An 11,427-nucleotide genomic window follows, 5' to 3' on the forward strand; every position below is an offset into this window, starting at 1 on the left:
TCAGTCCTCCTCGTAGATCGTGGGGATGACGGGCTCGCCCCGCGACAGCTGTGTCGCGACGCGGGGAAGCTCGGCTCGGGAGGCGCTGTGCCGGGCACGTGCCTCGTGGATGTCCTGGTGGTCGACGACCGCACCGGCGCGCACCAGCTCGACCATGAGCGGGCGGTCGTCGCCGTCGTCACGCGGTCTCTCGCCGATGCCGATCACCTCGGCCTGCGCGACGCCGGACTCGTCCCGGCGGCGCATCGCCCACTTGCGGCCGCCGACCGACAGCTTGTCCTTGCTCTTCTTCGCGACGCCCTGCATCTGGCCGGAGGCGTCCTCGCGCTGCACGAGCTTGTAGACCATCGACGCCGTCGGTGCGCCGGAGCCGGTGACGAGCGCCGTTCCCACGCCGTAGCCGCTCACGGGCCCGGCCGCGAGGGCAGCGATGGCGTACTCGTCGAGGTCGGAGGTCACGAGGATGCGGGTCTCGGTGTTGCCCGCGGCGTCGAGCTGGGCGCGCACCTCGCGGGCCTGGATGAGCAGGTCGCCAGAGTCGAGCCGGACGGCGCCGAGCCCCGGCCCGGCGATGTCCATCGCGAGGTCGACGGCCGTCTTCACGTCGTAGGTGTCGACGAGGAGCGTCGTGCCCTTGCCGAGCGACTCGACCTGGGCCGTGAACGCCTGCTTCTCGGAGTCGTAGAGGAGGGTGAACGCGTGGGCTGCGGTGCCCGCGGTCGGAACGCCGTGGCGCAGCCCCGCCTCGAGGTTGCTCGTCGCGACGAATCCCGCCACGTATGCCGCGCGGGCCGCCGCGACCGCCGCGCCCTCATGCGTGCGTCGGGATCCCATCTCGATGCAGGGCCGGTCACCGGCGGCACTGGTCATGCGCGAGGCAGCCGAGGCGATCGCCGTGTCGTGGTTGAGGATCGACAGGACGAGGGTCTCGAGGAGGACCCCCTCGGCGAAGGTGGACTCGACCACGAGCACGGGCGACTGCGGGAAGTAGCACTCGCCCTCCGCGTAGCCGCTGATGTCGCCGGAGAAGCGGTAGGACTCGAGCCAGTCGAGCGTCGGCCTGTCGACGACGCCGGCGTCGGCGAGGAAGCGCAGCTCGTCGTCGCCGAAGCGGAAGTTCTCGAGCGCCTCCAGGACGCGGCCCGTGCCGGCGATGACGCCGTAGCGGCGGCCGTCGGGCAGTCGCCGGGCGAACGCCTCGAAGACACACCGGCGGTGCGCCTCACCGGAGGCGAGGGCGGCCTGGAGCATCGTCAGCTCGTAGTGGTCGGTCAGCAGCGCCGTGCTCGCGGCGCGAGGGCTCGTCGGGCTCACGCCACTCAGCCTAGGTGGACGGGCGCTCCCGGGCCGCCTGCCCGGTGCCGGCTGGACCTAGGGTGGCTCTGTGACCGCACCGACTCTCTCCCTCGCTCCCGTCGAGCAGGAGGTGACCTCCACCGAGGAGGTCGCAGCCCCGGACGTGCCCTGGGTGACCATCGTGTGGAACGACCCCGTCAACCTCATGACGTACGTGACATGGGTCTTCGAGACGTACTTCGGGTACCAGCGGCCCAAGGCGGAGAAGCTGATGATGGACGTCCACGTGAAGGGCAAGGCAGTGGTCTCCAACGGCCCTCGCGAGTCGATGGAGCGGGACGCCGAGGCGCTGCAGGGCTACGGCCTCTGGGCGACGTTCGAGAAGGACGAGTGATGGCGCGGGCCTTCCTGCGAGAGGACGGTGGCTACGTCGCGCTGCTCGACCCGACCGAGCGCACGGTGCTCAGAGGTCTCATGGAGCAGACCCGGGCCCTGTTGTCGCCTGAGGTCGAGTCGACCGGCGACGCGTTCGACGACCTCGTCGCCTCGATGGGGGTCTCGCTCGGTGCGGCCGACCAGGTCTCGGGCGAGCCTGCCGCACGGCCGGGTTCGGACGGTCTGACCGATCGTGACCCCGCCCTCGACCGCCTGCTCCCCACGGCACACCGCGGTGACGACGAGATCGCGTCGGAGTTCCGGCGGCTCACCGAGGAGGGACTGCGCCAGCGCAAGAGCGGCAACCTCGACGTCGCGGTCGGCGCGCTCTCGGCCGCGACCGGGAGCCGGATCGCGCTGGACGAGCGCCAGGCGCCGGCGTTCCTGATGGCCCTCACCGACGTCCGCCTGCTGCTCGGCGAGCGGATGGGCATGCGCACCGAGGAGGACGCGGAGGCGCTGCATGCGGCGATGGACGACATCGACGACGACGACCCGCTCGGCTACGCCATGGCGTGGTACGACTTCCTCACCTGGCTGCAGGAGACCCTGACCCACGCGCTCATGGGCACGGACCTCGGGGAGGCCGAGACGGCATACGCCGACGACGACGCGGACGACGACGACCTCGACGGTCTCGATGACCTCGACGACGTGGATGGCGACGGGCCCGGTCGCGGGGCGGTGTGACACACCCGACGTGCCAGTCCCCGGCCGGCGTCGGCCCCCTCACCTAGGCTCGACATCGTGGACGTCACGATCGTCGGGTGCTCGGGATCCTTCGCCGGGCCATGCTCGCCCGCCTCGTCCTACCTCGTGCGCACCGAGCACGAGGGCCGCACGTGGAGCATCGTCCTCGACCTCGGCAACGGCGCGCTCGGCTCCCTCCAGCGGCACATCAAGCCGTATGCCGTCGACGCCGTGCTGCTCAGCCACCTGCACGTCGACCACTGCATCGACATGTGCGGGCTCTACGTGATGATGCGCTACGTGCCCGGTGGTCCGGGTCGCGAGCAGATGCCGGTGTGGGGCCCGGTCGGCACAGGCACCCACCTCGCGCGCGCCTACGGGGGCGGAGACACCGAGGACGTCCTCGGTGTCTTCGACTTCCACGACATCAAGCACCGCGAGTCGATCACCGTCGGGCCGTTCACGGTCACACCCGTCCGGGTCAACCACCCGATCGAGGCCTACGGCTTCCGCGTCGAGGCCGACGGTCGCACGCTCGTCTACACCGGAGACACCGACACCTGCGACGAGCTCACCGAGCTCATGACGGGGGCCGAGCTCGTGCTGGCCGACTCGGCGTTCGTCGACGGCCGCGACACCGTCCCCGACATCCACCTGTCCGGCCGCCGGGCGGCCGAGGCGGCGGTCCGTGCCGGCGGAGTGCGGCGTCTCATGCTCACGCACATCCCGGCCTGGAACGACCCTGAGGTGTGCCGCGAGCAGGCGGCGGCCGTGTGGCCGGGCGAGGTCGAGCTCGCCGAGCCGGGCGCGACCTACACCGTCTGAGACCGGTCTTACGGTCTGCGAACGTCGCGGCCCGAGTCGGCCCCGCCCCCGCGGTTGAGGCCTAGCGTTGACCCATGGCTAGCCTCGTGGGCATGACTGACCGACATGACGGCCGTGCCCCCGACCAGACCCGCGAGGTGCGGATCACGCGCAACTGGCTCGACCACGCGGAGGGGAGCGTCCTCGTCGAGTTCGGGCGCACCCGAGTGCTCTGCGCGGCATCGTTCACCGAGGGTGTGCCGAGATGGCTCAAGGGGAAGGGCACCGGCTGGGTCACGGCGGAGTACGCGATGCTGCCGCGCGCGACCAACACCCGCTCCGACCGCGAGAGCGTCAAGGGACGCATCGGCGGGCGCACGCACGAGATCAGCCGTCTCATCGGCCGCAGCCTTCGCGCCGTCATCGACACCAAGGCGCTCGGCGAGAACACCATCGTCCTCGACTGCGACGTCCTGCAGGCCGACGGCGGCACCCGCACCGCTGCGATCACCGGCGCCTTCGTCGCCCTCGCCGACGCCATTGAGGACGCCCGAGCCAAGGGGCTCATCAGCAGGACCGCCCAACCGCTCACCGGTTCCGTCGCGGCGGTCTCGGTCGGTGTCGTTGGTGGCCAGGCCGTCCTCGACCTCGACTACCCAGAGGACGCGACGGCCGACACGGACATGAACGTCGTCATGACCGGCGACGGGCGCTTCATCGAGGTGCAGGGCACCGCCGAGGGCGAGCCCTTCGACCGTGACCTGCTCGGCCAGCTCCTCGACCTCGCGACGAAGGGCTGCGCCGACCTCACCGACCGACAGCAGGCCGCGCTGCGCGAGGGGGCGACCCTGTGACGAAGGTCGTCCTCGCCACTCGCAACGCCCACAAGGTCGAGGAGCTGCGCGAGATCCTCGCCGACGTCAGCGCCGATCTCGGACTCGACATCGTCGGGCTCGACGGGTTCGCCGACGCGCCCGACGTCGTCGAGGACGGGGTGACGTACGAGCAGAACGCGATCCTCAAGGCGGCCTCGGCCGCCCAGGTGACCGGCCTGCCGGCGCTCGCGGACGACTCGGGGCTCGCGGTCGACGTGCTCGGCGGGTCGCCGGGCATCTTCAGCGCCCGGTGGTCCGGCGGCCGCGGTGACCGCGCCAACCTCGAGCTGCTCCTCGCGCAGCTCGGCGACGTCCGCGACGAGCACCGTGCGGCCGCGTTCGTCTGCGCGGCGGCCCTCGTGCTGCCGGACGGGCGGTCGGCCGCCGAGCTCGGCCGGTTCCCGGGCACCGTCGCACGCGAGCCGCGCGGCACCAACGGGTTCGGCTACGACCCGATCTTCGTACCGTGCGACCAGCCGGACGGCGGCGAACGCACGTTGGCGGAGTACGACGCCGACGAGAAGAACCACGTCTCGCACCGGGCGCTCGCCTTCCGTGCACTCGTGCCACATCTGAAGGAGCACCTGAGGCCATGACCACAACCAGCCCGGCCACGGTTCCATCGACCACCCCGCCCGCGGCGCCCCGTCCGGCCTGGTGGGGAGCGCTCGACGGGGTCGTGGCCGGGCTGCTCACCGTCGGTCTCGCGACGCTGGCTGCCTCGTTGCTGACCGCCCTCGGCGAGTCGACGGGCCAGCCGGCGCCGATCGCGGCGGTCAGCGGCGCGTTCATCGACCGGACGCCGCCGTGGCTCAAGGACTTCGCGATCGCGACGTTCGGCACCAACGACAAGCGCGCCCTGCTCGCCGGCACAGTCGTCGTGCTGTCGCTCGCCTGTGCGTCGCTCGGCGTGCTGGCCGCCCGGCGCCTCGTCCCGGCCCTCGTGGCGTTCGCGGTCCTGGGCGCTGTCGGCGCGGCCGCCGTGCTGTCGCGGCCGGCTGCCGGTCCGCTCGACGTCGTGCCGACGGTGCTCGGCACCGCCGCCGGTGTGTGGTTCCTCAGCCGCGCCGCGGCACCCGCAGCGCGCGTTCCCGGCGCGGCGAACCCCGGCCGCCGCTGGCTCATCGGGGGAGCGGTCGGTGCCGTGGCGGCATACGTCGGCGGCTACCTCTCGGGTGACTCCGCGGCGGCCACGGTGTCGCGCGACGCGCTCAGGTCGACGCCGCTCAAGGGCACGAGGCTCGCCATCCCCGACGGCGCAGACCTCAAGATCCCCGGCTTGACGCCCTACATCGTCCCCAACGCCGAGTTCTACCGCATCGACACCGCCATCGTCGTGCCCCGCGTCGACGCCAACGAGTGGAGGCTCACGGTCACGGGCATGGTCGACCGCGAGGTCGAGATCGACTGGAAGACGTTGCAGAGCAAGCAGATGCAAGAGGCGCTCGTCACGCTGACGTGCGTGTCCAACGAGGTCGGCGGCGACCTGATCGGCAATGCCGTGTGGACCGGTTGGCCCGTGCGCGAGCTGCTCAGGATGGCCGGGCCCAAGCCCGGCGCGGACATGGTGCTGCAGACGAGCATCGACGGGTTCACGGCGTCGACGCCGCTCGCCGCGCTCACCGACGACCGCAACGCTCTCCTCGCCATCCGGATGAACGGCGAGCCACTGCCCTTCGAGCACGGCTTCCCGGTGCGGGTCGTCGTGCCGGGGCTCTACGGCTTCGTGTCCGCCACGAAGTGGGTGACCGAGCTCAAGGTCACGACGTACGCCGACGACGTCGCCTACTGGACGCCGCGCGGCTGGTCGCCGACCGGGCCGATCAAGACGGCGTCACGCATCGACGTGCCCAAGGCCGGCGCGGTCGTCAAGGCCGGCAAGGTCGCCGTCGCGGGTGTCGCCTGGCACCAGCACACGGGGATCTCGAAGGTCGAGGTGCAGGTCGACCAGCAGCCGTGGGCCGAGGCGCGGCTCGCCGTCGACGCGAGCATCGACACGTGGCGCCAGTGGGTCTACGAGTGGGACGCGGCCCCGGGCAGCCACGACCTCCGCGTGCGCGCCTACGACGCGTCGGGCGAGGTGCAGTCACCGCTGGAGGCGCCACCCGCACCCGATGGGGCGACCGGCATCCACGTCGTCAACGTCCGGGTCGAGTGACGCTCGACGCCGTGAGCGACTACTCCGCGGCTATCCCGCGGCTACTCCGCGCCGATGATCGCCTCGGCCTCGATCTCGACGAGCAGGTCCGGGTCGATGAGGGCGGCCACCTGCACCATCGTCGACGCGGGCCGCACCTCGGCGAAGACCTCGCCGTGCGCGCGCCCGACCTCCTCCCAGACCCCGATGTCGGTGACGTAGATGCGGGTCCGCACGACATCTGCCGAGGTGGCCCCGCACTCGGCGAGGGCCGCGACGATGATCTCGAGCGCGACCTTCGCCTGGGCGTACGCGTCACCCGGGGCGACGACCGTCCCGTCGCGCATCGCGGTGGTCCCGGCCACGTGAACGACGTCGCCCACCCGGACGGCGCGCGAGTAGCCGACGACACCCTCCCACGGACTCCCGGTGCCGACAGTGCGTCTCATGGGCGCAGGCTAGCCCCCGTCGGGTGCCCTTCGTCCCAGCCGTGCTCGCGCGGCTGCGTGCCGGTGCAATCGCCCGCCTGACTACAGTGGGGCCCGCACCCCGAGCGGACGTGGTGGAACTGGTAGACACGCAGGATTTAGGTTCCTGTGCCTCAGGTGTGCGGGTTCGAGTCCCGCCGTCCGCACCCAGGTCTGCCGGCCGGCACGTCCAGCGCGGCGGCCGGCCGGGCCGCCGCCCACGCAGTGGCCGTGACGTCCCGACGATGTGCGCAACACGTGCCCGTGAGGCGCCCGAGGCGGGTACGAGACGTACCGATACGATGCCCGAAGGCATTCGTCCAGCGCGAGATACGTGCGCGTCCGGCCTCCACGGCCGCAGCTGAGCCACGCGCGCCGACCCGAAGGAGCACCCCGTGACGTCCAAGCTCGAGCCCGGAGACCAGGCCCCCAGCTTCAGCCTCACCGACGACACGGGCGCGACCGTCAGCCTCGGCGACTTCGCCGGCCGCAAGGTCATCGTCTACTTCTACCCGGCGGCGATGACCCCGGGCTGCACGAAGCAGGCCTGCGACTTCAGCGAGTCCCTCGACTCCCTGAAGAAGGACGGCTACGAGGTGGTCGGCATCTCCAAGGACGCCCCGGCCAAGCTGGCGAAGTTCCGCGAGCGCGACAACCTCACCCTCCCGCTGCTGAGCGACGAGGACCTCGCGGTCCACACGGCATACGGCGCGTGGGGTGAGAAGAAGCTCTACGGCAAGACGGTCGAGGGTGTCATCCGCTCGACCTTCGTCGTCGACGAGGAGGGCAAGGTCAGCCACGCGTTCTACAACGTCAAGGCGACCGGCCACGTGGCCAAGCTCCGCCGTGACCTCGCCATCGCCGACTAGAGTCTGACCGTCCCCGAAAGGAAGCCAATGAGCGACACCGCACGGATCGAGCAGGACATCCAGGCCGCCCGCGCGCGCCTCGAGGGCACGGTCAACGAGCTGGCCTACCGCGCCCAGCCGCAGGTCATCGCGCAGCGTCAGCTCCAGGGTCTGCGGCTTCGCCTCGACGCTGCGACCCACACCGATGACGGTGAGCTGCGCATCGAGCGCATCGGGGCCGTCGTCGCCGCAGCCGTCGTCGTCGTGGTCGCCATCGGGCTCCTGCGCCGCCGGCGCTGAGCCCGGCGCGCCGAGACACCACCCACACCACTCCCGCGCCATGGCCAAGAAGACCTCCGCCGACAAGCTCCCCGTCCGGATGCTGCACGACCGCGTCCTCGTCTCCCTCGAGTCCGAGGGGGAGCGGCGTTCCGGCGGCGGCATCCTCATCCCCGCGACGGCATCCGTCGGCAAGCGGCTCGCCTGGGCCGAGGTCGTCGCGACCGGCGCCAACGTACGCCAGGTGCAGCTGGGCGACCGCGTGCTCTTCGACCCCGAGGACCGCGGCGAGGTCGAGCTGCACGGCAAGGACTATGTCCTGCTGCGCGAGCGTGACATCCACGCCGTGGCGGCACAGCGCGTCGAGGACGGGCAGACCGGCCTCTACCTCTGACGCGTCGGCTCGTTCAGTCGGGTCGCAGCCCGAGGTGGCGCAACAGCCCTGGCCCGGGCCAGACCGGTTTCGACGGCAGCGGCCACTTCTTCGGGTCCTTCTTGTTGAGCATCGCGTACTTGTCGAAGCAGACCTGCTGCGCGACGGGGCCGTAGAGGTCGGCGGCCTCGCTCATCCAGGCCTTCTGGTGAGCGGCGCGGTAGTCGGCGGGCATCGAGTCCCACAGCGCCTTGTTGAAGCGCCGGACGGCCGCGTTGCGCTTGCCCGGGCGGATCGCCTCGTCGTCGATGGCAGCGCCGCCGCCGGCTGGCCCGGTCGCCGAGATCGACGCCCCCATCTCGAGGCCCGGGATCGGTACGCCGGCGAAGTCGGACGACCATCCGCGGTACGGCTTGTTCCACGCGCGCGTCAGCCTCTCGATGGACACCTCGCCCACCACGCCCTTGTCCGGCCAGTCGGTCGAGCGGACCCTGCCGCCGCCGACCGACAACGCGATGTGGCCGAACTTGCCGCCGCCCCAGTACACCGGTGCTCCAGCGGGCGCGTCCATGTCCGGGTGCCGGTTCTTGGCTCGATCCCACGCCTCGAGCGCGTGGTCGAGCCCGAAGTGGCGTGGTGCCGCGAGGCAGTTCCACACGAAGCGTGTGCACATGTCGACCTTGAACGTGGTGAACCGTCGGGCGAGGGGGACGCTCTGGGCCGGCCCCCGCACGTCGATGCCGCGATCGCCCTGGCGCGGGTCGTCGCCGGGGACGTCGGGCTCGACGATGACCTCGACCTCGACGTCCTTTCCGCCTTCCTTCTCGGTGGACTTGCCGGTCTCGTGAGTACTCATCGCAGCTCCCTGGTAACGGGGACGCGGCCACCCGCGCCCCGGCCGTTCTTCCATCGTCCAAGGGAGGGCGGCACCTGTCAGCCCGATACACGGATTGGGTGTGGAGGGCTCTCGGTCAGCTGCGAGGAGCCCCGATGGTGACGTCCGTCCACTGTGACGTAGCCACGGTCTTGACCCTCGGGTAGCCCGAGGCGTCAGGGTGGGTGCCATGAACGACGACGAGCTGGTCCCGATCGGCCGCTTCGCCCGACTGACTGGGTTGTCCATCCACGCTCTGCGGCACTATGACGAGGTCGACCTCCTCCGGCCTGCCGAGGTCGACCCGGACAACGGCTATCGCCGCTATGCCGGTGGCCAGACCCAGACCGCCCGACTCATCGCAGACCTGCGCTGGCTGGATCTCCCGATCGAGGAGATTCGCGTCGTGCTCGCCGATCCCGACGGCGCAGACGCGTCAGCCGTGCTCCGACGGCATCGCGACCGGTTGCAGCGGTCCTACGTCCAGCTCGGCCGCCAGCTCGGCAACACCACCCGCTATCTGACCGAGGGGATTCCCATGCCCACCACCGCCACCACCATCGTTCCAAGTCTGCTCAAGATCGCGGTCGAGGACATCGACCAGGCCCGCCGCTTCTACCGGGAGGCCTTCGGCTTCGAGGAGCAGGTCGCCCGGCACACTGATGATCAGGACTTTCGCGGGTTCACCTTCGGCACCTACGGCCAGCCGGGCTTCTTCCTGATCTTCCTGACCCAGGTCGACTGGAACGAGCTGGATCGCCCCGGCCCGTCGACGTTCGGTCTCCTCGTGCCCGATCTGGACGAGGCCCACGCCCGTGCACTGGCTGCGGGAGCGATCGAGGCGTACTCCCCACGCGATGCCCAGGGCATGCCACGGCACTCGGCGGTGAAAGACCCCAGCGGCAACTGGGTCACGCTCTTCCAGGGTTGACCCGGTCGCCCACATCGGACGCTGCCGGTGCGCCGCCCTGAGCTGTGGGTGGGGCCCGTTACGAGCGGACGTAGCCGGCGGCAGGCAACCCTGGCGTGTCACGTCGATGGCGAAGGCGCTGCCGGAGAGCCCGACCTCGCCGGGCAGTAGTCCGTAGGTCGCCGTCGTCACGAACAGGCGGAGCCCGTCCGGACCTCCCAGGCATGGCGTCGCTGGGCCGTGAGGGGGTGTCCTGTGTGTCGCGCTCCGAAAGAAGCTGTGCTGCAAGCAGGTTCGCGCCTCAGACAGGCGCGGGACCGGTGGACGCGCGAACGACGAGCTCGGACGCGAGCACGGGGAAGCTCGGTGCGGTCTCCCCGTTGACCCGAGCGAGCAGCTCCGCAACGGCGGCGCGTCCCTGGGCCAGGAAGTCCACCCGCAGGGTCGTCAGCGGCGGTGCGAAGAACTCGGCCTCGGGTATGTCGTCGACGCCGGTGACGCTGACATCGCGCGGCACCTGGAGTCCCAGCTGCGACAGGGCCAGCATGGCGCCCAGGGCCATCTGGTCGTTGGCTGCGACGACGGCGGTCGCTCGGACCTCGCCCGACAGGCTCTTGACAGCGTCGTATCCCGACCGGGCCGACCAGTCCCCGTGAACGATGCCCACGGAGTTCAGGCCACGCACCTCGATCGCCTCCTCGTAGGCGCGCACTCGGTTGCGCGCCGCAGACCAGGTCGTCGGTCCGGCGATGTGCAGGAAGCTCCTGTGGCCGAGACCTGCCAGGTGGTCGACGAGCGCCGGGAATCCAACGCTGCTCAGCTCGGACCGGTGCTCGCCGACCACGTCGTCGGCCTCGACGGCGATGAAGGCGGGGACGCGGAAGCGTGTCTTCTCGAAGGCCCTCGTCATCTCGTCGGTGCTGGCCAGCGCGAGTACGCCGGCAAGGTCGTGCTGCTGAACCAGCGAGACTGCGTTCGCGATCGCGGACCGGTTGCTCATGTCCAGGGTGATGATGTCGAGGAGGTATCCCGCTTCGCGCGCCGCGGCACTTGCCCCCTGGGCGATCTTGCTCGGTCCGACCTGGTCGATCTCGTGGGTCAGTGCCCCGATCCGGTGTGACCGCCCCGTCGTCAGGGAGCGTGCCGTGAGGTTGGGTCGGTAGTCCACCGCGTCCAGCGCCTGGGCGACCCTCTCCCGGGTCTCGGGGCGGATGCCGGCGTATCCCTTGAGGAAGCGGCTGACGGTCTGGTGCGACACACCGGCGACGCGGGCGACGTCGTAGATGGTGGCGGGTTTCGCCTCCACGCCAGGTTCGGGTGACCTGGCCGGCGCCTTCGTGGCCGCTCCGGTCGGCGTCTGCGCCGGCCCGGCATTCGCACCGAGGGTCCCGCTCAACTCTGCCTCCTGGATCTGACGCCGACTCGTGCGGAGCCTTTCA

At 70.9% G+C, this 11,427-nt stretch carries 14 protein-coding genes and 1 tRNA gene; 11 read left to right on the plus strand and 4 right to left on the minus strand.

What is annotated here, in order from left to right; translation table 11 throughout:
- A complete protein-coding gene (locus H9I49_RS16005; RefSeq protein WP_370587637.1) occupies positions 1–1,251 on the minus strand; it encodes a nicotinate phosphoribosyltransferase in 1,251 nt (416 codons plus the stop codon).
- Positions 1,252–1,384: 133 nt separating this feature from the next.
- Between H9I49_RS16005 and clpS the strand changes: the two genes are divergently transcribed.
- From clpS to H9I49_RS16035, 6 genes are all read left to right on the plus strand, one after another.
- Positions 1,385–1,690 (plus strand): ATP-dependent Clp protease adapter ClpS, encoded by a 306-nt coding sequence (gene clpS, locus H9I49_RS16010; protein ID WP_188031396.1) that lies wholly within the window; start codon positions 1,385–1,387, stop codon positions 1,688–1,690.
- Positions 1,690–2,421: a DUF2017 domain-containing protein gene (locus H9I49_RS16015; protein WP_188031397.1), complete on the plus strand. Its 732-nt coding sequence runs from the start codon at positions 1,690–1,692 to the stop codon at positions 2,419–2,421. The genes clpS and H9I49_RS16015 overlap by 1 nt, the downstream gene beginning before the upstream one ends.
- A gap of 57 nt (positions 2,422–2,478) precedes the next feature.
- Entirely contained in the window at positions 2,479–3,246 is a 768-nt protein-coding gene (locus tag H9I49_RS16020; protein WP_188031398.1) for an MBL fold metallo-hydrolase, read from the plus strand.
- Positions 3,247–3,338: 92 nt separating this feature from the next.
- Positions 3,339–4,079, plus strand: a complete 741-nt coding sequence (rph, locus tag H9I49_RS16025) for a ribonuclease PH (protein ID WP_188031399.1) — start codon at positions 3,339–3,341, stop codon at positions 4,077–4,079.
- Positions 4,076–4,696 carry an RdgB/HAM1 family non-canonical purine NTP pyrophosphatase gene (gene rdgB / locus H9I49_RS16030; protein ID WP_188031400.1) on the plus strand — a complete coding sequence of 207 codons (621 nt, stop codon included), beginning with the start codon at positions 4,076–4,078 and terminating at the stop codon, positions 4,694–4,696. Before rph ends, rdgB begins: the two co-directional genes overlap by 4 nt.
- The gene (locus H9I49_RS16035) at positions 4,693–6,258 is read left to right on the plus strand and encodes a molybdopterin-dependent oxidoreductase (RefSeq protein WP_188031401.1); all 1,566 of its coding nucleotides are present in this window, start codon (positions 4,693–4,695) and stop codon (positions 6,256–6,258) included. The genes rdgB and H9I49_RS16035 overlap by 4 nt, the downstream gene beginning before the upstream one ends.
- Before the next feature lie 41 nt (positions 6,259–6,299).
- On the opposite strand, the gene H9I49_RS16040 is transcribed toward H9I49_RS16035, so the two are convergent.
- Complete coding sequence (locus tag H9I49_RS16040) at positions 6,300–6,686, minus strand: RidA family protein (RefSeq protein ID WP_188031402.1); 387 nt, start codon at positions 6,684–6,686, stop codon at positions 6,300–6,302.
- A gap of 104 nt (positions 6,687–6,790) precedes the next feature.
- Between H9I49_RS16040 and H9I49_RS16045 the strand changes: the two genes are divergently transcribed.
- The 4 genes from H9I49_RS16045 (at position 6,791) to H9I49_RS16060 (ending at position 8,225) form a co-directional block, all read left to right on the plus strand.
- Positions 6,791–6,871: transfer RNA gene (locus H9I49_RS16045), tRNA-Leu, on the plus strand.
- 228 nt (positions 6,872–7,099) lie between these two features.
- Positions 7,100–7,573 carry a thioredoxin-dependent thiol peroxidase gene (gene bcp, locus H9I49_RS16050; protein WP_188031403.1) on the plus strand — a complete coding sequence of 158 codons (474 nt, stop codon included), beginning with the start codon at positions 7,100–7,102 and terminating at the stop codon, positions 7,571–7,573.
- Between the two features lie 27 nt (positions 7,574–7,600).
- On the plus strand, positions 7,601–7,852 hold the full coding sequence (locus H9I49_RS16055; RefSeq protein WP_188031404.1) for a DUF3618 domain-containing protein: 252 nt from the start codon (positions 7,601–7,603) through the stop codon (positions 7,850–7,852).
- Positions 7,853–7,892: 40 nt separating this feature from the next.
- Entirely contained in the window at positions 7,893–8,225 is a 333-nt protein-coding gene (locus H9I49_RS16060; RefSeq protein ID WP_188031405.1) for a co-chaperone GroES, read from the plus strand.
- Positions 8,226–8,238: 13 nt separating this feature from the next.
- Here the strand turns inward: H9I49_RS16060 and H9I49_RS16065 are convergent, their stop codons facing one another.
- A complete protein-coding gene (locus tag H9I49_RS16065) occupies positions 8,239–9,060 on the minus strand; it encodes a hypothetical protein (protein WP_188031406.1) in 822 nt (273 codons plus the stop codon).
- A 208-nt stretch (positions 9,061–9,268) separates the two neighbouring features.
- On the opposite strand from H9I49_RS16065, the gene H9I49_RS16070 reads away from it, so the two are divergent.
- Positions 9,269–10,009, plus strand: a complete 741-nt coding sequence (locus tag H9I49_RS16070; RefSeq protein WP_188031407.1) for a MerR family transcriptional regulator — start codon at positions 9,269–9,271, stop codon at positions 10,007–10,009.
- A 280-nt stretch (positions 10,010–10,289) separates the two neighbouring features.
- Here the strand turns inward: H9I49_RS16070 and H9I49_RS16075 are convergent, their stop codons facing one another.
- Positions 10,290–11,384 carry a LacI family DNA-binding transcriptional regulator gene (locus H9I49_RS16075; protein ID WP_188031408.1) on the minus strand — a complete coding sequence of 365 codons (1,095 nt, stop codon included), beginning with the start codon at positions 11,382–11,384 and terminating at the stop codon, positions 10,290–10,292.
- Positions 11,385–11,427: the final 43 nt, after the last annotated feature.

The organism is Terrabacter sp. MAHUQ-38 (assembly GCF_014518425.1).
Classification (GTDB): domain Bacteria; phylum Actinomycetota; class Actinomycetes; order Actinomycetales; family Dermatophilaceae; genus Terrabacter.

What these genes read in the sequence shown, in the direction of transcription:
- H9I49_RS16005 (WP_370587637.1), bottom strand. Translation starts at nt 1,251, where the DNA reads ATGCTCCAGGCCGCCCTCGCCTCCGGTGAGGCGCACCGCCGGTGTGTC.
- H9I49_RS16015 (WP_188031397.1), top strand. Translation starts at nt 1,690, where the DNA reads ATGGCGCGGGCCTTCCTGCGAGAGGACGGTGGCTACGTCGCGCTGCTC.
- rph (WP_188031399.1), top strand. Translation starts at nt 3,339, where the DNA reads ATGACTGACCGACATGACGGCCGTGCCCCCGACCAGACCCGCGAGGTG.
- H9I49_RS16035 (WP_188031401.1), top strand. Translation starts at nt 4,693, where the DNA reads ATGACCACAACCAGCCCGGCCACGGTTCCATCGACCACCCCGCCCGCG.
- H9I49_RS16040 (WP_188031402.1), bottom strand. Translation starts at nt 6,686, where the DNA reads ATGAGACGCACTGTCGGCACCGGGAGTCCGTGGGAGGGTGTCGTCGGC.
- H9I49_RS16055 (WP_188031404.1), top strand. Translation starts at nt 7,601, where the DNA reads ATGAGCGACACCGCACGGATCGAGCAGGACATCCAGGCCGCCCGCGCG.
- H9I49_RS16060 (WP_188031405.1), top strand. Translation starts at nt 7,893, where the DNA reads ATGGCCAAGAAGACCTCCGCCGACAAGCTCCCCGTCCGGATGCTGCAC.
- H9I49_RS16065 (WP_188031406.1), bottom strand. Translation starts at nt 9,060, where the DNA reads ATGAGTACTCACGAGACCGGCAAGTCCACCGAGAAGGAAGGCGGAAAG.
- H9I49_RS16070 (WP_188031407.1), top strand. Translation starts at nt 9,269, where the DNA reads ATGAACGACGACGAGCTGGTCCCGATCGGCCGCTTCGCCCGACTGACT.